Genomic DNA, 19,645 nt, shown 5'->3' with positions numbered 1-19,645 from the left:
TCAGCCCGCGTTGAACACGCCGAGCGTATTGCCGACGGTGAGCATGGTCGCCTGCACATCGTCGCAGAGCTTGCCGAAGGGCGCACCGGCCAGCCCATCGGCGGGGAAGCCGTTCTCCGCCGCGAAGGCCTGGAACTCGGGCGAGAGCACCGCCTTGCGGAAGCCTTCCGTGAGCCTGGCCGCGATCGCGGGCGGCAGGCCGGCGGGGGCGGCGAGATAGGTCATCTGGGTGATCGGCCCATAGGGGAAGATGTCGATGCCGGCCTCGCCGAAGGTCGGCACATCCGGCAACTGCGACAGCCGCGCCGGGGCGAAGGTGCCGAGCGGGCGCAGCTGGCCCTCGCGGATATAGCTCATGGTCTCGTTGGGCTTCAGGATCACCGAGTCGATATGGCCGCCGAGCACATCGGCCACCGCCCGCGATCCGCCCGGATAGCCGGAGAAGATGTAGTCGGCACCCAGCGCCTTCGCCATCACGACGGAGAAGATATGGCTGACGGTGCCGCGCGTGCCGGAGACACCGACGCTCATCCCGCCCTGCTTCTCGCGGAAGGCGGCGAGGTAGGAGGCCAGATCGTGCCAGGGCGAACGCGCCGAGACCAGCAGCAGCATCGGATCTTCGGAGATGCGCACGAGGTTGGTGAAATTCTCGTTGCGCAGGGTGATCGTCCCTGAGGCCATCAGCGCGAGGATGCTCGTGGAGGCAAGGCCGACCGTGTAGCCGTCCGGCCGCGCCGAGGCGACGCGCTGCAGGCCCACGACGCTGCTGCCGCCCGGCGCATTGTCCACGATGGTGTGCAGCCCTTCCGCGGCCAGCATCGGCTGCAGCCGGCGGCCGATGATGTCCGTGCCGCCGCCGGCCGCCCAAGGGACGACCAGTCGGATCTCGCGGCTGGGGAAGCTCTGCGCCATGGCGCCTGAGGCGGCGAGGAGTGCAGGGGCCGCCAGAAGGCGGCGGCGGGTTGTCTCGAACATTGCTTGGTTCCTCCTGTTTTTTTCGTTGGGACGCCGCGGGATTGCCCGCGTCAGACGTAACCGGGGCCGGGAATGCCGGGGTAGCGGCGCAGGAAAGCCTCATCGACCTCGACGCCGAGGCCTGGCCCCTCGTTGGGGCGCACCGTGCCATCCGCGGCGACCGTGTAGGCGGGCGTGACGAGTTCCTCGCGCAGCGGGTTGTCGAGCGCGCAATCGGCCTCGAAATAGCCGGGGTTCTCGATCGCGCTCATGACATGCAAGGTCGCCGCCATGCAGAGCCCGGCGCTGGAATGGCAATGGATCGGCAGCTTCCAGGCCGAGGCCATGGCGGCGATCCGCATCGTCTCGGTGACGCCGCCGGTCTTGGAGATATCCGGCTGCAGGATGCTGATGCTGCCGTCCTCGATCAGCCGGTGGAATTCGAAGCGGGTGTAGTGGTTCTCCCCGGCCGCGAGCGGCACCGCGGGGGCCAACTGGCGCGCCTCGCGGTAGCTGCGGTGGTCATGCGCGGGGAAGGGTTCCTCCAGCCAGCCGACGCGGGCGGCGGCGAAGGCCGGCAGGATCTGGCGGGCATCGGCCATGGAATAGCCGGTATTCGCATCGGTCAGGATCACGAGCCTGGGAAAGGCGGCACGCACCGCCTCGACGCGGGCGATGTCGCGCTCCGGGCTGTCGCCCACGCGCAGCTTCACCGCGGTATAGCCCTGGGCGACGAAGCCCCGCACCTCCTCGACCAGCGAGGCCGGCTCCTGGTAGCCGAGCGAGATGCCGCCGACATAGGCGGGGATGGCACGCGAGGCGCCGCCGAGCAGCCTGTAGAGCGGCCAGCCCACAGCCTTGCCGCGAATGTCCCAGAGCGCGGTGTCGAGCCCGCTCATCGCCATCGCGCAGGCCGCCCCCATGCCGTGGCTGCCGAGCTGGAACTTGTAGACCTTGGCCCAGATGCCGACGACGTCGCTCGCATCCATGCCGAGCACGAGGTCGCGCAGCGTGGTCTGGATCAGCGTGCCGATCGCCAGATGCGCGCGGCCGTGGTGGCTCTCGCCCCAGCCGACCAGCCCGCCCGCGGTGGTGACCTTCACGACGACGGCGTCGCGCTTCACCTGGCGGCCGATGCCGAGGGTCACCTGCCGGTGCGGCGGGACGGGAACGCTGATGGGAAAGGCCTCGACGGCGGTGATCTTCACGCTGTTCCTCCTCCTGGCATGGGCCCTGCCCACGCCTTTCGGCCATGAATACGTATTCTTGATTGATCACGTCAATAGCTTGTGCTTGGGCTTTCTGTTGCATACGTATCGCCGGCATGGCCACCAGTCGCGACGTCGCCCAGCGGGCCGGCGTGTCCCAGTCCACCGTCTCCCGCGCGCTCTCCGGCCATCCGGGGGTGACGGAGGAGGTGCGCCGGCGGGTGCAGGCCGCCGCGCGGGACCTGCTCTACGTGCCCAACGCCGCCGCCCGGACCATGCGCACCAGCCGCAGCGGCAATATCGGCGTCGTCACGGCGCGGCTGCACAACCCGATCTACCCGGAGATGCTGCAACTGCTGGGGCGAGAGCTGCGCCTGGCCGGGCTGCGGATGATCGTCTGGAACTCGGACGAGACCGATGAGGGCGCCGCCGCCGATGCCGCCCGGCAGGGCATGGTCGACGGGATCATCTTCACCTCGGCGACCCAGGCCTCGACCGCGCTCTACGAGGAGATCGCCCAGCGGCTGCCGGTCGTGCTGGTGAACCGCACGGTGGAGGGCTGGCCCTGCGACCAGGTCGCCAGCGACAACCACGCGGGCGGGCGCGCCGTCGCCGATTATTTCCGCCAGGCCGGGCGGCGCCGCATCGGGCTGCTCAGCGGCCCGCTATGGCCGAGCACCATCCGCGAGCGCGAGGCGGGCTTTCTGGAGGGCTGCCTCGATGGGCCGCCCATGACGGTGCGGACGGAGGCCTTCACCTATACCGCCGGCGCCGAGGGCATGGGGCGGCTGCTCGCACTCGCCGACCGGCCGGATGCGGTGTTCTGCGCCAATGATGTGCTGGCGCTTGGCGCGCGGGACGCGGCCCGGCTGGCCGGGGTCGCGGTGCCAGGGGAGGTCTGGCTGGTCGGCTACGATGATATCGCGATGGCGTCCTGGACCGCCTTCGACCTCACGACGATACGCCAGCCGATCGAGGAGATGGTGCGCGAGGCGGTCCGCCTGCTGCTCCAGCGCCTGGCGGGCGAGGAGGCGCCGCGCCAGCGGCTGTGCCTGCCCGGCGCGCTGGTCGTCCGCGGCACCACCGAACGCCTGGGCTGAAGGCGGGGGCGGCCGGTGAGCCGGCCCCCTTGGCTTCCTACCCCGCCACGATCCCGACGCGCCGGACGACCGCGCCCCAGCGCTCGGCATCGGCGCGCACCACCTCGGCCAGCACCTCCGGCGCCTCATCGGTCGGCTCCACGCCCAGGGCCTGCAGCCGCGCGGCGAGGTCCGGCTGCTTCACCGCCGCCCGGCTCGCGGCATTCACTTGCGCCAGGATGGCGGGATCGGTGCCCTTGGGCGCGACCAGCCCGTGCCAGCCGAGCGCGGTCAGACCCGAGAACCCCTGTTCGGAGAGGGTCGGCACCTGCGGCAGCGCCACAGCGCGGCCCTCGGACGAGACGGCGAGGCCGCGCAGCCGCCCCTGGCGGACATGCTCGGTGACGGCGCCGATGTTGATCATCACGCCTTGCAGGTGGCCTGCCATCAGATCGTTCAACGCCAGCGCGCCACCGCGATAGGCGACATGGATCCAGCTCGTCTCGCTGGCCTGCTGCGCCAGTTCCAGCAGCAGATGCGCGAGGCTGCCGCTGCCCGGCGTGCCGACCGCCGGCGGGTTTTTGCGCGCGGCCGTGATGAAGCCGGCCAGATCCGCATGCGGGCTGTCGGCCGCCACCACCAGGATCTGCGGCACCCGCACCGTGCGGTGGATCGGCGCGAAGCTCAGCGGGTCATAGGGCAGGTTCGGCGTCAGGGAGCCGGTGATGGACAGCGTGTCCGAGCCCGCGAGCCAGGTGTAGCCATCGGGCCGCGCCCGGGCGGCGGCGTCATAGCCGATGTTGGAGCCGCCGCCGGGCAGGTTCTCAACCTGCACCGGCTGGCCCAGGGCGACCGACAACGTATGGGCGGAATGGCGGGCGACGATATCCTGGCTGCCGCCCGGGGCGACCGGGACGATCAGGCGGATCGGCCGGTCGGGCCAGGCGAGGCTGTCGGCATGGGCCGAGCGCGCCAGCGCGGGGCGCGCGAGAGGGAGGGCGGCAAGCCCGAGCAGGGCGGAACGACGCGAGACGATCATGGCGATAAATCCGGAATGCGCGCCGTCAGGCGGCGATGGTGGTCTGGGCGGTGGCACGGTCGATGAGGCTGCGCAGGGTGTCGGCACCCTGCCGGGTACAGAAATCCCCGAAGCCCTCGCCGGGCATTCGCGCCGCGGCGAAGGCGGCGAACATCGGCTCCAACACCGTCGCGACCTCGGCCTCCGGCACCTTGTCGGCGATCGGGAAGGACAGCCGCGTGCCGGCGAAATCGCCGCCGACGAACAGCATGTAGAGCCCCGGCGCCCGGCCCACGACGCCGATATCCCCGGCATAAGGGCGGGCGCAGCCATTGGGGCAGCCGGTCAGGCGGAAGGAGAGGCGCTCCTCCGCCAGCCCATGGCGGTCCAGCGCCGCCTCGACGGCGGTGAGCATCGGGGCATGGACGCGCTCGCCCTCGGCCAGGGACTGGCCGCAGGTCGGCAGCGCGACGCAGGCGAGCGACCAGCGCGCCACCGGGCTCAGATCCTGCGCCAGGGTCACGCCATGCGCGCGGAAGATCGCCTCGACCTCCTGCCGCGAGTCGGGGGGGAGGTTGGAGAGGATCAGATCCTGCTGCGGCGTCGCCACCGGATCGGCGCCGAAGCGCGACACCACCTCGCGAATCGCGGTCCGCAGCGCCACGCCCGGCCGGTCGGCGACGCGGCCGGAGGGGATCGGCAGGCCGAGCCAGAGCTTGCCGTCGCCCTGGATCTGCCAGCCGAGCAGTTCCGGCATCTGCAGCTCCGGCAGCGGGCCGGGGGGCGCCAGTTCGCGGCCAAGATCGGCGGAGATCTGCGCCCGCGCCCAGTCCGCGCCCTTCTCGGCCAGCACGTATTTCAACCGGGCATGCTTGCGGTCGGCGCGGTCGCCGTAATCGCGGGAGAGGCGGACCACGGCCTCGGCAACCTCCAGCACCTCATCCGGGCCGATGAAGGCGACGGGATCGGCCAGGCGCGGGAAGGTCGCGGGCTTGTTGTGGGTCATGCCCAGGCCGCCGCCGATGGTGACCTGCCAGCCGACGACCCGCCCGCCCTGCACCTTGGCGATGAAGCCGAGGTCGTTGGTCAGCACATCCGGCGTGTTGTCCGCCGGATGGACCAGGGCGATCTTGAATTTCCGCGGCAGATAGGTCGGGCCGTAGAGCGGCTCCTCCTCGGCCTTGGCCGGGGCGTCGCCGCCTTCGCTCAGGAAGATGTCGTGATGCGCGCGGGTTTTTGGCAGCAGCGCGGTCGAGAGCCTTGCCGCCCAGGATTGCAGCGCGGCATGCACCGCGGTGCGCCGGGGGGCGGCGGTGGTGGTGACGTTGCGGACGACATCGCCGCAGGCCGCGAAGCTGGTCAGCAGCGCCGCATCGATCCCCGCGATCACCGGCTTCACATTCCCCCGCAACACGCCGTGGAATTGCACGCCCTGGCGCGAGGTCAACCGCAGGGTCTTGTCGGCATGGGTTTCGGCCAGGCTGTCCAGATGCAGCCACTGCGCCGCCGTCATCCGGCCACCGGGGCAGCGGACGCGGACCATGAAGGCCCATTCCTTGTCCAGCCCCTGCTGCTTGCGCGGCGTGGCGGTGTCGCGGTCAAACTGCTCATATGTTCCGTGGAATTTGAGCAGGGTATAGGTCGCCTCGGACACCCCGCCGCGTTCCCCGGCGGCGCTGAGTTCCGCGCCAATGGTGCCGCGGAGGGCGAGGCTGGTCTCTTTCTGGCCTTCGACGGCGCTGGGCTTGGAGGACATGAGCGCGTTCCCGAAAATCACTTGCAGGAAGGGATATCACAGATTAGCGTCCACACAACGTTGAATACGGATTATCTCCATGCATTCCACATTTTCAGATTCGGGTATCAGGAGCGAATCCACTCTGGCGATGGGTGATGCCCCGGCGCCGGGCGAGGTCTGGCTGGTCGGTGCCGGCCCTGGCGACCCCGGGCTGCTGACCCTGCGGGCCGCCACCGCGATCCGGGGCGCCGATCTCGTGTTGCACGACCACATCCCTGCCCGCATCGCCCGCGCCCATGCCCGGCCGAACGCCACGCTGATGGATGTCGGCAAGCGCAAGGGCGCCGCCCCGGTGCCGCAGACCAAGATCATCGCGCGCATGCTGGATGCCGCCCGCGCCGGCAAGCGCGTGGTGCGCCTCAAGGCCGGCGACCCCTTCCTCTTCGCCCGCGGCGCCGAGGAGGCCGCGGCGCTGGCCGAGGCCGGCATCCCCTGGCGCGTGGTGCCGGGGGTTTCGGCCGGGCTCGCCGCCCCGGCGGCGGCGGGCATCGCCCTGACCCGGCGCGGCGTGACCGGCGCGGTCACCTTCCTCGCGGGGCACGACGAGACGGGCGAATTGCCGCCGCACGACTGGGCGGCGCTGGCCCGCGCCGGCGGCACGCTGGTGGTGTTCATGGCGATGACGCGGTTGGATGCGCTGGTGCTGGCGCTGCTGGCCGGCGGCCTGCCGGCGGCGACGCCGCTCGCCGTCATCGCCCAGGCCAGCCTGCCCGGTCAGCTCAGCCTGACCACCACCCTGGGCGCCGCCACGCTGGCGGCCAAGCGCAGCGCCCTGCCCGGCCCCGCGTTGATCGTCATCGGCACCGCGGTCGGCCAGGCGCTGGCGCTGCCTGATCCGCTGTTGGCCCCGGCCGCACGGCGGGCCGCACGATGACCGCGGCTTTCGCCCTCCGCGCCGGTCTGGCGCGCCGCCCGCCACCGCCGAGCGACATCCCGCCCTCCGATGACCCCTGGGGCGAGGATGCGCCGAAGCACTCCGCGCGCCGCGTGGCCTGGGCGACGCTGGCGGTGCTGGTCGCGCTGGCCGTGCTGGGCGCGGTTTGTGTTTAGCTCAGGCGCGTTCGCGGTCCCGCTCGGCGGCGCGGATCGCCGTCACCTCCGCGCGCAGCGCGCGGACCTCGGCGCGCAGGCTCGCCATATCCTCGGCGACCGGATCGGCGCCGCCCTCGGGCAGGCCGTAGCCGGCGGTGGCGCAATCCGCCCCACCCTTCTGCGGCGCGCGGCCTGGGATGCCGACGATGGTGGCCCCGGGCGGCACCGGGTTCACCACCACGGCATTGGCGCCGATGCGGGCCCCGGCGCCGACGGTGATCGGCCCCAGCACCTGCGCCCCGGCGCCGATGACGACCCTGTTGCCGACCGTGGGATGGCGCTTGCCCGGGCTGCCCGAAAGGCCGCCGAGGGTGACGCCGTGATAGATCAGCACGTCATCGCCGATCTGCGCCGTCTCGCCGATCACCACGCCCATGCCGTGGTCGATGAACAGCCGGCGGCCGATGCAGGCGCCGGGATGGATCTCGATTCCGGTCAGGAAGCGGGCGATATGGCTGGTGACGCGCGCGGCACCGCGCAGCCCGATGCGCCAGAGCGCGTGGGACAGCCGATGCCACAGCACCGCATGCAGCCCGGCATAGGCGAGGATCGCCTCCGGCCAGGACGGGCGGGCAGGATCGCGGGCGCGAATGCTGCGGGCGAGTTCCAGGATTTCCACAAGCGACTCCCGGCCGATCAGGCCAACCAGACAGGCACGGGCAACCCGCGCTCCCTCAGGAAACTGGGGTTGAACAGCTTGGATTGGTAGCGGGCGCCGCCATCGCAGAGGATCGTCACGATCACATGGCCGGGTCCCATCGCCTTCGCCACGCGTATGGCGGCCGCGACGTTCAGCGCGGCGCTGCCCCCGATCGACAGCCCTTCCTTCAACAGCAGCTCGAAGCAGAGCTCCAGCGCCTCCGGGTCCTCGATGCGCACCGCGTCGTCGATGGGCGCGCCTTCCAGATTGCCCGGCACCTTGCTCGACTGGCCGATGCCCTCGGTGATGGAGGAGCCTTCGGCCTTCATCTCCCCGGTCTTGACCCAGGAATACAGGCCGGAGCCAGCCGGGTCCGCCAGCACGATCCGAACTGCCGGGTTCTGCGCCTTCAGCGCCAAGCCAACGCCGGCCAGGGTCCCGCCGGTGCCGCAGGAGCAGGTGAAGGCATCGATGCGCCCGCCGGTCTGTTCCCAGATCTCGGGGCCCGTGGTGTCCCGATGCGCCTGGCGATTGGCGAGGTTGCCGAACTGGTTGGCCCAGATCACGCGTTCGCCGGCCGCCGCCATCTCCTCGGCGATGCGCCGGCTGGCATTCACGTAATGCCCCGGATCGGAGAGTGGTTTGGGTGCCACCAGCCGCAGATCGGCGCCGATCATGCGCAGGAAGTCGAGTTTCTCGCGGCTCTGCGTCTCCGGCACCACGATCACGCTGCGCCAGCCGCGGGCATTGGCGGCCAGCGCCAGCCCGATGCCGGTATTGCCCGCGGTGCCCTCGACCACCGTGCCCGGCTCGCCTGGCACCAACTGGCCGCGCATCACCGCGTCCTGGAGAATGCCCAGGGCGGCCCGGTCCTTGACCGAGCCGCCCGGGTTCATGAACTCGGCCTTGCCGAGGATCTCACAGCCCGTGGCGGCGGATGGGCCGGCGAGGCGGATCAGCGGCGTATTGCCGACCGCCCCCCAGAACCCCTCGGCCACCGCCGCCGCGGCCATCAGGCGACGTCCACCCAACGCAGATAAGGTTTTTGGGCGTCCCAGCCTTGGGGGAAGCGCTCCTTGGCATCGGCGTCGGACAGGCTCGGCACGATGATCGCCTTGTCGCCCGGCTGCCAGTTCACCGGCGTCGCCACCTTGGCGCGATCCGTGAGCTGGAGGCTGTCGATGACCCGCAGGACTTCCAGGAAGTTGCGCCCGGTGCTGGGCGGATAGGTCAGCGTCAGCCGCACCTTATGCGCGGGATCGATGACATAGACGGTGCGGACGGTGACGGAGGGATCGGCCGCCGGATGGATCATCCCATACAGCTCCGACACCTTGCGGTCGGCATCGGCGATCATGGGGAAGTTGAGGGCGGAGCCGGTGGTCTCGGCGATATCGGCGGCCCAGCCCTCATGGCGGTCCAGCGTATCGACCGAGAGGCCGATGACCTTGACGCCACGCTTGTCGAATTCGGGCTTGAGGCGGGAGGCCTCGCCGAGTTCGGTCGTGCAGACCGGGGTGTAATCCTTGGGGTGGCTGAACAGCACGACCCATTTGCCATCGGACCAATCGTGGAAGGAAATCTTGCCGGCGGTGGTGTCAGCGGTGAAATCGGGCGCGACAGTCCCGAGCTGGATGGTCATCTGGTGTGCCCTCCTTGGGGTTTATGGTTATCACGCTAGCACGACGTCAATTACGCGCAACTCCACCGGGCCGGGGGCGCGAGGCGCCACGGCGCATCCTCGGCCGGCACATCGTTCGTCAGATGGCAAAGTTCAACGGGCCGGCGGCCGGGCGCTGCATCCCGGCCGCGGCGGCGCGCGCCAGCAGGTCGGCCAGGGTCATGCCGGCCAGGATCTTCTCCAGACCGGCCTCCAGTTCCGTCCATAGCGGCTCGGCCACCAGCGCCCGCAACCCACCGGCCGGCACCGGCCCCGGGTCGGCCGGATCGGCCGGATCGACAATGGCCCGGGTGATCATGTCGAGCCCGATGTCCCGCGCCGGCCGCGCGAGGCGGTAGCCGCCCTTGGGGCCGCGCGTACTGGCCAGCAGCCCGCCGCGCGCCAGCGCCTGCAACACCGGCTCGATCCCCCGGCGGGATTCGCCCAGGCGGTCGGCGACCTCGGCCCCAGGCACCGTCCGGCCCCGCCCCGCGAAAAACGCCACATCCAGCATGATGCAGACCGCCAGCCAGGCGCGTTCCTTTTTCAGCATGGCGATTGGCCTCCCATTCTTTTCACGCCGCCCGGCCGTGGTATCACAGCCCCCATGTCAGACGCCATGTCCCCTCACGATGCCCCCCGAACCCGCTGCCAGGGCCGTATGTTCGCCTCGGTGCTGGACACGATCGGGGCCACGCCGCTGGTGCTGCTGCCGCGCCTCGCCGCCGAGCTTGGCCTGGCCGCGCGGATCGCCATGAAATGCGAGTTCTTCAACCCGGGCGGCAGCGTCAAGGACCGCATCGGCCTGGCCATGGTCAGCGCCGCCGAGGCCGAGGGCACCATCGCCCCCGGCCGCACCGTGCTGGTCGAGCCGACCTCGGGCAATACCGGCATCGCCCTGGCCACCGTCGCCGCCGCCCGTGGCTATCGGCTGATCGTCACCATGCCGGAGGGGGCGAGCATCGAGCGGCGACGCATGCTGCGGCTGCTCGGCGCCGAGCTGGAGCTGACCCCCGCCGCCCTCGGCATGGCCGGGGCCATCGCGCGGGCCGAGGAGATTCTGTCCAGCACGGATATGGCCTGGATGCCGCGCCAGTTCGACAACCCCGCCAACCCCGCCGCCCATGCCGCCACCACGGCCGAGGAGATCTGGACCGACAGCGCCGGCACGGTGGATGCCATCATCTGCGGCATCGGCACCGGCGGCACCGCAACGGGCCTTGCCCGCGCCCTGAAGCCGCGGCGCCCCGGGCTGCGCGTGCTGGGCGTGGAGCCTGCCGAATCCGCCGTGCTCTCAGGCGACGAGCCGGGGCCGCATGGTATCCAGGGCATCGGTGCCGGCTTCCGCCCCGGAGTGCTCGAACTGGGCCTGCTGGACGGGGTGATGCGCGTCGCGGAGGCCGATGCGCTGGCCATGGCGCGCCATGTCGCGCGGCTGGACGGCCTCGCGATCGGCATTTCCTCCGGTGCTGTGCTGCATGCCGCGGTGGCGGTCGCGCGGGAGCCGGCGATGGCCGGCAGGCTGGTGGTGGGGATCGCGGCGTCGGGAGCGGAACGATACCTCTCCACGGCCTTGTTCGCCGGACTGTGAGGCGGGGGATCTGGCCTGGGCGGTTCTAAAATCCCGCAATCGCGCTTAAACATGCCCTTGGTCGCGGGAGTACGTAATGTCTGGATCGGATGCCTTTGACACGCCCCTCGGGCGCGCCGACGCCGCCCGCGACCGTGGCGAGTGGTCGGACGCCGCAGCCGGGTATGCCGAGCATCTCGCCGCCCATCCCGGTGATTGGCGGAGCCTGGTGCAGCAGGGCCATGCGCTGAAGGAGGATGGCCAGTTCGACAGCGCGCTGGCCGCCTATTCCGCCGCCGAGGCGCTGGCGCCCGACGACGCCGACCTGCAGCTGCAGATCGGGCATCTGATGAAGCTGCAAGGGCGGACGGAGGCGGCCGCCCTGCGCTACGCCCACGCCGCAGTCCTTGATCCGGCCAATACGGAAGCCGCCCTCGAGGCCGCGGCCAGCGCCCGGCTGCTGCCGCGCGGGATGCCGCAGCCGAGCCGTCCGGGGCCAAGCGGGGCCGATCCGAAGCTGGTCTTCGACGTCACCGACATGCTGGACCACTTCCGGGTCCGCCGCACGCCGACCGGGATCCAGCGGGTCACCCTCGGCATCCTCGGCCCGCTGCTGGAGGGCGGCCTGCCGCCGGGTGCGGCCAGCGGCCTGCCCATCGCCTTCGCCATCTTCGATCCCGGGGTCGGGCTGTGGCGCCGGGTGGACCGGGGCAGCTTCGCGGCCCTGGCCGCGCTTTCCCGCACCGGGGCCACGATCGACGACCCGGACTGGGTCGCGGCGACGAAGCAGATGGATCTGTCGCGCGCCAAGGCCGGGCCGATGCGCTTCGCGCCGGGGGCGGTCCTGGTCAACCTCGGCAACGCCTTCGGGATGCCCGATTATTACCGGGGGCTGCGCTGGGCGATCCAGACGGCGGGGGTGCGCTGGCTGCCCTTCGTGCATGATTGCGTGCCGCTGGAAGTGCCGGAACACTGCCTCGGCGACATGGTGCGCGATTACGCGCGCTGGTTTGCGGGCTTCGGCCTGCATGCCTCCGGCTTCCTGTGCAATTCGGAGAATACCCGCGCCGATGTCACGCGGCATCTGGCGCGGCTGCTGCCCGGCCATAGGCTGGAGGGGAGCGTCATCCTGCTCGACGCCGATCCGCGTGGCGCGGCCCCGGCAGCGATCGCCCTCGCCGAAGTCCAGGGCCTGCGGCCGGGCGAGCCCTTCGTCCTGTTCTGCGCGACGATCGAAAGCCGCAAGGACCATCATCTGGTCTTTTCGGCCTGGCTGACCTTGCTGCGCAAGCACGGGCCGGCCCGCATCCCGCGCCTCGTCTGCGCCGGACGGCAGGGCTGGCACGCCCAGGCGGCACTCGACCTGCTGGCGCAATCGCCGCAGCTGCGCCGCCATGTCGTGCTGACCGGGGAGATCTCCGACGATGCGCTGGCCGCGCTCTACGGCGCCTGCGCCTTCACCGTCTACAACACCCATTACGAAGGCTGGGGCCTGCCGGTCACCGAGAGCATCGCCCATGGCAAGGTGCCGGTGGTGCCGCGCCACTCCTCGCTGATCGAGGCGGGCGGCGATTGGGCGGCGTATTTCACCCCGCGCAGCGAGCCCGATCTGGTCGCCGTGCTAGAGCCGCTGATGCTGGACCCGGCCGCGCTGGAGGCCGCCACGGCCCGGCTGGCCGATGCGAAAATGCGCTCCTGGTCGGATCTGACGCTTGGGGTGCTGGAGGCGGTGCGGGCGCTGCCCGAGCTCACCCTGCCGCAGCCGAAGATCGAGGCCGGGTACCGCTACCCGACCGTGCTCAGCCGTTCGAGCCGCCCGGAGCTGTCGCTGGCCCTCGCCGATCGGCTTCGGGACGGGAATGGCTGGTTTCCCGCCGAGAATTGGGGGGTCTGGTCGCGGCCGGGCCCGGCCGCGGTCGCCGTGCCGCTGCCCGCGGCCCTGCTCGGCGCGCCGCTGCGGCTCTACCTCGACATTCGCCCGCCGCCGCTCGCCCTCACGCTACGGATCACCGCGCGCGCCGGCAATCGGGGGATCGGCACCGAGATCCCCATCCATCCGGGTCCGGACCTCACCTTCGCCTTCGAGTTGCCGGAGCTGGAGGATGCGGAGTTCCTGCATCTCGACCTGGATACCGGCCCCGGTATTCGCCTGTCCGATCTTGGCACCGATGACATCCGCAGCATCGGGATTGGGTTGAGGGGGGTGATGCTCTGTCGCGCCGATGATCTGCTGTCGCGGCTCGCCTATGTCGAATCGCTGCGGACCAGCACGAGGATGGCCGAGGCGCAGTGAGGGCTCAGGCCACGCCTTTCTCCGCGAGCCCTTCTTCCAGCCCGGCGCGGCGCAGCCCCTCGATGTAATGCTCGGCATCGGGCGGGCGCAGCGGCGCGCGGCGCATCGCGGCGGCGATGGTCAGCCCCGGCTCCAGCGCCAGCAGCCGCCCGCGCACCGCCCGCGCCGCCGCCGCATCCCCCAGATGCCCGAGGCAGGCGAGCCAGGGCCGCAGGGGGAAGGAGAAGACCGGGTTCAGCTCGCAGACCGCGCGGGCGGCCACGGCGGCCTCGGCATGGCGGCGCAGCAGCATCAGCGGCACCAGCGCCGCCGCGTCGAAGAAGAAGGCGAAGGGATGCAGCGGCGCCAGCGCCTTGTAGCGCGCGAGGCGGCGCAGCGCCTCCTCATGCCGGCCGCAATAGGTCTCGGCGAGCCCTGAGAACACCCAGGCCATGGCGAGGTTCGGGTTCAGCGCCAGCGCCCGGTCGTGCAGTGCGGCCCCTTCCTCGGGCAAATGGTGCAGATAGGCGCGGACATGGCCGCAGATGGTCAGCGCCTGGGCATCGGCCGGGTCCAGCGCGATCGCCCGCCGCGCCAGCGCCTCGGCCTTCAGCATCGCCTTGGCCTGGTCCGGCGCCCAGCCCTGGCCGACCTGGAACAGATGCCAGGCGGCATGCCAGGCCTGGGCCGAGGCGAAGCCGGGATCGGCGGCGCAGGCGCGGGCGAGCAACTGGCCCGAGGCCTCGAACCCCGGCCGGTCCAGCGCCGCAAGCCCCGGGATCGCCCGCAGCAGCAGCTCATAGGAGGAGGGGTCGCTGTGCGGCGCGGCGCTGGCCCGCCGTGCCTCCAGCAGCAGCAGCTCGGGATCGACGCGGGCGACCACGGCGGCGGCGATCCCCTCCTCCAGCCCGCCAAGCTCGGCCGGCACGGCCTCGAAGCTTTCGGCCCAGACCACGGTCTCGGGCGGGCGCAGATCGGTCAGGCGCAGCGACACCCGCAGCCGCGCGCCGCCCTGCACCTGCCCCGAGAGCGCCAGGTCGAGCCCCGCCCCCCGCGCCGCCGCGATCGGCCCCGCCGTACCCTGCCGCACCGCCGCCGCCAGCGATGCGGGATCGGCGAGGAACAGCCAGCGGAACCGCGCCAGGGCGGCGGTAAGGCTTTCGGCCAGCGCCCCGGCGACCCATTCCGCGCCCGGCCCCGCCGTCAGCGGCAGCACCCCGAGCCGGGCACCGCGGCGGGCGGGGAGGCGCTGCGGCTCTGAGGGCGGCGGGGCCGGATCATTGGCGGCCCGCGGCAGCAGCAGCACCTCGATCTCCGGCGACGGCTGCCGCCCGAGCGGCAGCAGCGCGGCCCGCAGCGCGGCCAGGGTGGCCCGCGCCGCCTCCGCGTCACCGGCGGCGACACGGGCGGCAATGACCAACGCCGCGGCAGTCTCGTCCCGCGCATCCAGCGCCAGCAACCGGCGCGCCGCGGCCTCCCCCGGGCTGCGTGCCAGAAGCAGCCGGGCAAGGCCGGTCGCGGTCGCCGCCAGCCCGGTGCGCCGGGCCGCGAGCCAGTGGTCGAAGGCGGGATCGAGCCCGTCCAGCCCCGGCAGCAGCGGCGCGCGCATCAGATCGAGTGCGGCCGGATGGCCGGCATCGGCGGCCATGACCTGTTCGGCATCGACCCAGCGCGCGGCGGGGTCGAGCATCACCTCCTCCCGCTCGGCGCGCAGCAGCGGCGGCCCGGGGATGCGGGCGAGTGCGGATTGCAGTTCCAACAGCGCCTGGCGCAGGCTGCCCCGCGCCTGCTCCTCGCCGACCCGGCTCCAGAGCATCGCCGCCAGGCGCCGTCGCGGCACCGGAGCTGCCTCGATGGCAAGCAAGGCCAGAAGCGCCTGCGTCTTGCGGCCGCGCGGCAGCACCGTCGCGGCGCCGGGGCCCCAGGCCTCCATCGGGCCGAACAGCACCAGCCGCAGTCGTGTCAGCTCGGTACGGGACGATAAGGCCTCTGCCATCCCGCGAGCGTAACGCGCGGGGGGGCGCTGTCCACCGAGGCGGCCGGAGGGCCAGGCCCCCGGCGCGAACAGGCGCTATCCGCGCGGCATCGCGACCGCATCGGCGGCGGCGACGGTCTCACGCAAGGCGCCGAATGCGTCCTGCATCTCGAAGGTGAGGAAGTCCCGCTCGATGGCATCGGAGAGGCTCGGTGGCACCGAACCCGCCGCGCGCGCCAGGATGCCGCTGCGTTCCTGAAGGCTCAGCAGGGTGCGGGCGGCACGCAGCACCTCCATCAGCAGCACCTCCCCCGCCACGCCACCGGAGCGAACCGCCCCCTGATGCGCGCCACGCCAAACATCCATCGCCCTGCTCCTCATTCCGATGCCGCAGCATTGCCGAGCGCCGGGCGGATGACGCGTGAGAACCGGGTGGCGGCGCGTGAAACCCATGTCAAGGACTTCCAGCCTGATGGGTTAGGCTTTTGCACCGTATAGAGCTTTTATTCCTTGACGACGTGGAGCCGGCCCCCTAGATCGAGAGGGCCGGACAGCACCCCCGCGGTCCGCGCAAGCGATGGAGCCTCCCCCCGATGGCCACCCCCCCGATCCCCGCGCCCCTCCCCCGCATCATCGCCGATTCCGGCAAGGTTCGCCTTGGTGCGGGGCTGCGCCGCCAGGCGGTGCCGGCGCCGGTTCCCGCCTCGGTCCGCGATAGCGGCCGCATCCGCCTCGGCGCCGGGCTGCGCCGGATCTGAGTGCGTTTTCCCGGGGGATGGCGCGCCATCCCCCGGGGCCCATTGCCGTGGAGCCTAAGACAGATGTCCCAACCGACACCCCCCGTAAGGTTTCACGCGCTGCTGCCGGGGCAGCGCCCGCCGGCGCGCGCCGATCGTTCGGGCCTGGGCACGCTGCCCATCCGCGCCTGGCGCTATTGCGAGGCGGCGACGACGGCCGCCGGCCTCGGCTGGCATTTATTTCCGCCGACCTGCCTGCGGCTGATGTGGGATGGGGAGCGGATCTGGTGGCAATGCGATACCGTCAACGAGGATTGGATGGCGCTGGACGATGCCGCGCAATTCCCGGGATTTTCCGATGTCTTCGATGCCGCCGCCCCGCCGGCGTTGCAGGGCTTCTCGCCCCCGCTGCTGACCGCCCTGCCGGAATCGGGGGTGGTGCAGCTTTGGACCGGGCTGATGGCGCAAAGCGCCCCGGGCTGGAGCCTGCTGCTGCGGCGTCCGCCGAACCTGCCGCCCGCGCCTGGGCTGGATGCCTTCGAGGGGCTGGTCGAAACCGATGCCTGGTTCGGCCCGCTGTTCCTCAACCTGCGCCTGACCCGCACCAATGAGGTCGTGACCCTTCGCCCCGAATGGCCGATCGCGCTGGCGCAGCCGGTGCCGCGCCCGGCCTATGCCGAGGCCTGGCTGAATGGCGCGCAGATGGTCGAGGGATTTTCGGAGATGGATTGGGCGGGCTACGACGCCGCCGTGGGCGTGCCGGCGCGGGAGGCGGAGCACCGTCCCGGCCACTATGCCATCGCCGCAAGAAAAAGGCGGCGGGCGGAAGACGCGCGAAGCTGCCCCTTCCACCATGCCGCCCGGTTGGGGCTGGCTGCCGTTACTTCGGCGCCAGCACCATGATCATCTGGCGGTTTTCCAGGCGCGGCATCTGCTCGACCTTCACGGCCTCGCCCAATTCCACGCGAATCCGCTCCAGCACCTTCACGCCGAGATCCTGGTGCGCCATTTCGCGGCCGCGGAAGCGGAGCGTGACCTTCACCTTGTCGCCATCCTCGATGAACGACTTCGCCGAGCGCATCTTCACTTCGTAGTCATGGTCATCAATGTTCGGACGAACCTTGATTTCCTTGATTTCGACGACCTTCTGCTTCTTGCGGGCCTCGTTGGCCTTCTTCTGCTGTTCGTATTTGAACTTGCCGTAGTCGGTGATCTTGCAGACCGGCGGGACCGCGTTCGGCGAGATTTCGAGCAGATCAAGACCGACGTCGTAAGCCCGGCGGAGCGCGTCATAGGCGCTCATCACGCCGAGCATCTCGCCTTCTTCGTCGATCAGCCGCACCTGCGGCACACGGATATCCTCATTGACACGCGGACCGTCGCGGGTCGGCATTTGGGCGGGTGAAGGGCCTCGGGCCAGGGTGGTCTCCTGTCGTGGTGGACGTTCTTGAGGCGCGCGATAGCCGAGTTTGGCTACCACATGCAACATATCTGTATGGGGTGGAGGAAGGCCGGGGGCAATCCCCCTGGCCCGATCCGGCGGATTCGGGGCGCCCCGTCAGGACGCCCCTTGCCGGGGATTTGTCCGAAACGGTCAGGCCGGCCGGCGGAGATCCGGCGGCGTCGCCTCGGCGGCCAGCAAGGCGATGGCCTCGGCGAGCGGCAGCGTCTCCTGCTCCCGCCCGGGCAGGCGGCGCAGGACGAGCTTGCGCTCCTCCGCCTCCCGCTTGCCGATCACCGCCAGCACCGGGATGCGCTGCTCGATGTGGTCCACGACCTTGCGGTTGATCTTCTCGTTGCGGACATCGGCATTGGCCGCGATGCCGGCGGCGCGGAGGGCGGCGACAACCTCCAGCGCATACGCCGCGGCCTCCTCGGTGATGGTCGCGACCACCACCGGCACCGGCGCCAGCCAGAGCGGAAAGCGCCCGGCATATTGCTCGATGAGGATGCCGAGGAAGCGCTCGAAGCTGCCCAGGATCGCGCGATGCAGCATCACCGGGCGGCGGCGGCTGCCATCCTCGGCGGTGTAGAGCGCGTCCAGCCGCTCGGGCAGCACGAAATCCACCTGGAGCGTGCCGCATTGCCAGTCCCGACCGATGGCGTCGCGGAGGACGAATTCGAGCTTGGGGCCATAGAAGGCGCCCTCCCCCGGATTCATTTCGTACCCCACGCGGGCGGCGGCGCAGGCTTCCTTCAGCGCGCCCTCGGCCTGGTCCCAGACCGCATCGCTGCCGGCACGGCTGGCGGGGCGGTCGGAGAATTTGACCACGAAGCTGTCGAAGCCGAGGTCGCGGTAGATCGAGGACAGCAGATCGACGAAGGCCACCGTCTCATCGGCGATCTGCGCCTCGGTGCAGAAGATATGCGCGTCATCCTGGGTGAAGGCGCGCACCCGCATGATGCCGTGCAGCGCGCCCGAGGGCTCGTAGCGGTGGCAGGCGCCGAATTCTGCCATGCGCATCGGCAGGTCGCGGTAGGAGCGGATGCCCTGGTTGAAGATCTGCACATGGCAGGGGCAGTTCATCGGCTTCAGCGCCATCACGCGCTCATGCTCGGCCTCGTCCTCGACGCGGGCCAGGAACATGTGCTCGCGATACTTCTCCCAATGGCCGGAGGCTTCCCACAGGCGCCGGTCCACAAGCTGCGGCGTCTTCACCTCGGCATAGCCGGAGGCGTCCAGGCGGCGGCGCATGTAATCCTCGACGGTGCGGTAAAGCTTCCAGCCCTTGGGGTGCCAGAAGACGCTGCCGACCGCCTCGTCCTGCAAATGGAACAGGCCGGTGTGCAGGCCGATCTTGCGATGGTCGCGCTTCTCGGCTTCCTCGACCTGAAGCTGGTAGGCGTCCAGCTCCTTCTGGTCGCGCCAGGCGGTGCCGTAGATGCGGCTGAGCATGGCGTTGCGGTGATCACCGCGCCAATAGGCGCCGGCCACCCGGGTCAGCTTGAAGGCGGAGCCGACATCGCCGGTGCCGCGCATATGCGGGCCGCGGCAAAGGTCGAGCCATTCGCCCTGGCGGTAGATGCTGATCGGCACCCCGGCCGGCAGGTCCTGGATCAGCTCGGCCTTGTAGCGTTCGCCGCGCTCGCGGAAGAAGGCGATGGCCTCATGCCGCGGCCATTCCTCGCGCACGAAGGGTTCGTTGCGCGCGATGATCTCGCGCATCTTCGCCTCGATCGCCGGGAAATCGGCCGGGGTGAAGGGCTCGTTGCGCGCGAAGTCGTAATAGAAGCCGTTCTCGATCGCAGGCCCGATGGTGACCTGGGTGCCGGGGTAGAGCGCCTGCACCGCCTCGGCCAGCACATGGGCGACGTCGTGGCGGATCATCCCCAGCGCCTCGGGGTCGCGGCGGGTGATGAAGCGCACGGCGGCGTCGGCGTCGATCACCTGCGACAGGTCGCGGGCGAGCCCATCGACCTCCATGGCCAGCGCGGCCTTGGCCAGGCCCGGCCCGATGCTGGCGGCGATCGTCGTGCCCGTCACCGGCCCGTCGAACTGGCGGACGGAACCGTCGGGCAAAGTGATCGCGAGCATGGCGTTGCGTGACCTTGAAATGGCTTGGGGCGGTGATTTGGCCAGCGGCGGGGCCGCGGTCAAGCGCGCGCGTGGCAGGGCTGGCCGCCATGATTGTCACGCGGCCC

General features: G+C 71.0%; 19 protein-coding genes. 7 read left to right on the top strand and 12 right to left on the bottom strand.

The annotated features are described in order from the left end of the window. Complete coding sequence (locus tag C8P66_RS03660) at positions 1-975, bottom strand: tripartite tricarboxylate transporter substrate binding protein (RefSeq protein ID WP_111396792.1); 975 nt, start codon at positions 973-975, stop codon at positions 1-3. A gap of 50 nt (positions 976-1,025) precedes the next feature. Beyond that, a complete protein-coding gene (locus tag C8P66_RS03655) occupies positions 1,026-2,162 on the bottom strand; it encodes a mandelate racemase/muconate lactonizing enzyme family protein (protein WP_111396791.1) in 1,137 nt (378 codons plus the stop codon). 116 nt (positions 2,163-2,278) lie between these two features. Between C8P66_RS03655 and C8P66_RS03650 the strand changes: the two genes are divergently transcribed. Further along, the gene (locus C8P66_RS03650; RefSeq protein ID WP_111396790.1) at positions 2,279-3,262 is read left to right on the top strand and encodes a LacI family DNA-binding transcriptional regulator; all 984 of its coding nucleotides are present in this window, start codon (positions 2,279-2,281) and stop codon (positions 3,260-3,262) included. Positions 3,263-3,299: 37 nt separating this feature from the next. Here the strand turns inward: C8P66_RS03650 and C8P66_RS03645 are convergent, their stop codons facing one another. Both C8P66_RS03645 and C8P66_RS03640 read right to left on the bottom strand, forming a co-directional pair. Continuing rightward, positions 3,300-4,280: a Bug family tripartite tricarboxylate transporter substrate binding protein gene (locus C8P66_RS03645; protein ID WP_111396789.1), complete on the bottom strand. Its 981-nt coding sequence runs from the start codon at positions 4,278-4,280 to the stop codon at positions 3,300-3,302. Positions 4,281-4,305: 25 nt separating this feature from the next. Next, positions 4,306-6,015, bottom strand: a complete 1,710-nt coding sequence (locus C8P66_RS03640) for an NADPH-dependent assimilatory sulfite reductase hemoprotein subunit (protein ID WP_111396788.1) — start codon at positions 6,013-6,015, stop codon at positions 4,306-4,308. A 130-nt stretch (positions 6,016-6,145) separates the two neighbouring features. On the opposite strand from C8P66_RS03640, the gene cobA reads away from it, so the two are divergent. Both cobA and C8P66_RS03630 read left to right on the top strand, forming a co-directional pair. Continuing rightward, positions 6,146-6,931: a uroporphyrinogen-III C-methyltransferase gene (gene cobA, locus C8P66_RS03635; RefSeq protein ID WP_245903192.1), complete on the top strand. Its 786-nt coding sequence runs from the start codon at positions 6,146-6,148 to the stop codon at positions 6,929-6,931. Beyond that, a complete protein-coding gene (locus C8P66_RS03630; RefSeq protein WP_111396786.1) occupies positions 6,928-7,107 on the top strand; it encodes a hypothetical protein in 180 nt (59 codons plus the stop codon). The genes cobA and C8P66_RS03630 overlap by 4 nt, the downstream gene beginning before the upstream one ends. A 1-nt stretch (position 7,108) precedes the next feature. Here C8P66_RS03630 and cysE read toward each other — a convergent pair whose 3' ends face one another. The 4 genes from cysE to C8P66_RS03610 form a co-directional block, all read right to left on the bottom strand. Beyond that, positions 7,109-7,768 carry a serine O-acetyltransferase gene (gene cysE / locus C8P66_RS03625; RefSeq protein WP_111396785.1) on the bottom strand — a complete coding sequence of 220 codons (660 nt, stop codon included), beginning with the start codon at positions 7,766-7,768 and terminating at the stop codon, positions 7,109-7,111. Positions 7,769-7,785: 17 nt separating this feature from the next. Beyond that, entirely contained in the window at positions 7,786-8,802 is a 1,017-nt protein-coding gene (locus C8P66_RS03620; RefSeq protein ID WP_111396784.1) for a cysteine synthase A, read from the bottom strand. After that, positions 8,802-9,431 carry a peroxiredoxin gene (locus C8P66_RS03615; RefSeq protein ID WP_111396783.1) on the bottom strand — a complete coding sequence of 210 codons (630 nt, stop codon included), beginning with the start codon at positions 9,429-9,431 and terminating at the stop codon, positions 8,802-8,804. The genes C8P66_RS03620 and C8P66_RS03615 overlap by 1 nt, the downstream gene beginning before the upstream one ends. A 118-nt stretch (positions 9,432-9,549) precedes the next feature. Further along, positions 9,550-10,002 (bottom strand): RrF2 family transcriptional regulator, encoded by a 453-nt coding sequence (locus C8P66_RS03610; RefSeq protein WP_111396782.1) that lies wholly within the window; start codon positions 10,000-10,002, stop codon positions 9,550-9,552. Positions 10,003-10,068: 66 nt separating this feature from the next. Here C8P66_RS03610 and cysK point away from each other — a divergent pair, with 66 nt between their 5' ends. Next, complete coding sequence (cysK, locus tag C8P66_RS03605) at positions 10,069-11,040, top strand: cysteine synthase A (RefSeq protein WP_281271332.1); 972 nt, start codon at positions 10,069-10,071, stop codon at positions 11,038-11,040. 76 nt (positions 11,041-11,116) lie between these two features. After that, complete coding sequence (locus C8P66_RS03600; protein WP_111396780.1) at positions 11,117-13,312, top strand: glycosyltransferase; 2,196 nt, start codon at positions 11,117-11,119, stop codon at positions 13,310-13,312. Positions 13,313-13,316: 4 nt separating this feature from the next. Here C8P66_RS03600 and C8P66_RS03595 read toward each other — a convergent pair whose 3' ends face one another. Together C8P66_RS03595 and C8P66_RS03590 are read right to left on the bottom strand one after the other, a co-directional pair. After that, entirely contained in the window at positions 13,317-15,287 is a 1,971-nt protein-coding gene (locus C8P66_RS03595) for a hypothetical protein (RefSeq protein ID WP_146422697.1), read from the bottom strand. Between the two features lie 75 nt (positions 15,288-15,362). Further along, positions 15,363-15,632, bottom strand: coding sequence for a hypothetical protein (locus C8P66_RS03590; protein WP_111396778.1), 270 nt, complete (start codon positions 15,630-15,632; stop codon positions 15,363-15,365). A 227-nt stretch (positions 15,633-15,859) separates the two neighbouring features. Between C8P66_RS03590 and C8P66_RS23730 the strand changes: the two genes are divergently transcribed. Both C8P66_RS23730 and C8P66_RS03585 read left to right on the top strand, forming a co-directional pair. Further along, complete coding sequence (locus C8P66_RS23730) at positions 15,860-16,024, top strand: hypothetical protein (protein ID WP_158537081.1); 165 nt, start codon at positions 15,860-15,862, stop codon at positions 16,022-16,024. 63 nt (positions 16,025-16,087) lie between these two features. Beyond that, positions 16,088-16,906, top strand: a complete 819-nt coding sequence (locus tag C8P66_RS03585) for a DUF6065 family protein (protein WP_111396777.1) — start codon at positions 16,088-16,090, stop codon at positions 16,904-16,906. On the opposite strand, the gene infC is transcribed toward C8P66_RS03585, so the two are convergent. Together infC and thrS are read right to left on the bottom strand one after the other, a co-directional pair. Further along, positions 16,884-17,396, bottom strand: coding sequence for a translation initiation factor IF-3 (gene infC / locus C8P66_RS03580; protein WP_111396776.1), 513 nt, complete (start codon positions 17,394-17,396; stop codon positions 16,884-16,886). The genes C8P66_RS03585 and infC overlap by 23 nt on opposite strands. 201 nt (positions 17,397-17,597) lie before the next feature. Further along, a complete protein-coding gene (thrS, locus tag C8P66_RS03575; RefSeq protein ID WP_111396775.1) occupies positions 17,598-19,538 on the bottom strand; it encodes a threonine--tRNA ligase in 1,941 nt (646 codons plus the stop codon). Positions 19,539-19,645 lie beyond the last annotated feature (107 nt).

It is taken from the genome of Humitalea rosea, from assembly GCF_003253705.1.
In the GTDB taxonomy this organism is placed as follows: Bacteria; Pseudomonadota; Alphaproteobacteria; order Acetobacterales; family Acetobacteraceae; genus Humitalea; species Humitalea rosea.
The sequence above is the reverse complement of the archived record's forward strand: the minus strand, read 5'-3'. Positions and strand labels throughout refer to the sequence as shown.

Bases quoted from the DNA above. Each gene is read 5' to 3' on its own strand.
- C8P66_RS03660 (WP_111396792.1), bottom strand. From the start codon at position 975: ATGTTCGAGACAACCCGCCGCCGCCTTCTGGCGGCCCCTGCACTCCTC.
- C8P66_RS03650 (WP_111396790.1), top strand. From the start codon at position 2,279: ATGGCCACCAGTCGCGACGTCGCCCAGCGGGCCGGCGTGTCCCAGTCC.
- C8P66_RS03645 (WP_111396789.1), bottom strand. From the start codon at position 4,280: ATGATCGTCTCGCGTCGTTCCGCCCTGCTCGGGCTTGCCGCCCTCCCT.
- C8P66_RS03640 (WP_111396788.1), bottom strand. From the start codon at position 6,015: ATGTCCTCCAAGCCCAGCGCCGTCGAAGGCCAGAAAGAGACCAGCCTC.
- cobA (WP_245903192.1), top strand. From the start codon at position 6,146: ATGGGTGATGCCCCGGCGCCGGGCGAGGTCTGGCTGGTCGGTGCCGGC.
- C8P66_RS03630 (WP_111396786.1), top strand. From the start codon at position 6,928: ATGACCGCGGCTTTCGCCCTCCGCGCCGGTCTGGCGCGCCGCCCGCCA.
- C8P66_RS03620 (WP_111396784.1), bottom strand. From the start codon at position 8,802: ATGGCCGCGGCGGCGGTGGCCGAGGGGTTCTGGGGGGCGGTCGGCAAT.
- C8P66_RS03615 (WP_111396783.1), bottom strand. From the start codon at position 9,431: ATGACCATCCAGCTCGGGACTGTCGCGCCCGATTTCACCGCTGACACC.
- C8P66_RS03610 (WP_111396782.1), bottom strand. From the start codon at position 10,002: ATGCTGAAAAAGGAACGCGCCTGGCTGGCGGTCTGCATCATGCTGGAT.
- cysK (WP_281271332.1), top strand. From the start codon at position 10,069: ATGTCCCCTCACGATGCCCCCCGAACCCGCTGCCAGGGCCGTATGTTC.
- C8P66_RS03600 (WP_111396780.1), top strand. From the start codon at position 11,117: ATGTCTGGATCGGATGCCTTTGACACGCCCCTCGGGCGCGCCGACGCC.
- C8P66_RS03595 (WP_146422697.1), bottom strand. From the start codon at position 15,287: ATGGCAGAGGCCTTATCGTCCCGTACCGAGCTGACACGACTGCGGCTG.
- C8P66_RS03590 (WP_111396778.1), bottom strand. From the start codon at position 15,632: ATGGATGTTTGGCGTGGCGCGCATCAGGGGGCGGTTCGCTCCGGTGGC.
- C8P66_RS23730 (WP_158537081.1), top strand. From the start codon at position 15,860: ATGGCCACCCCCCCGATCCCCGCGCCCCTCCCCCGCATCATCGCCGAT.
- C8P66_RS03585 (WP_111396777.1), top strand. From the start codon at position 16,088: ATGTCCCAACCGACACCCCCCGTAAGGTTTCACGCGCTGCTGCCGGGG.
- infC (WP_111396776.1), bottom strand. From the start codon at position 17,396: ATGCCGACCCGCGACGGTCCGCGTGTCAATGAGGATATCCGTGTGCCG.
- thrS (WP_111396775.1), bottom strand. From the start codon at position 19,538: ATGCTCGCGATCACTTTGCCCGACGGTTCCGTCCGCCAGTTCGACGGG.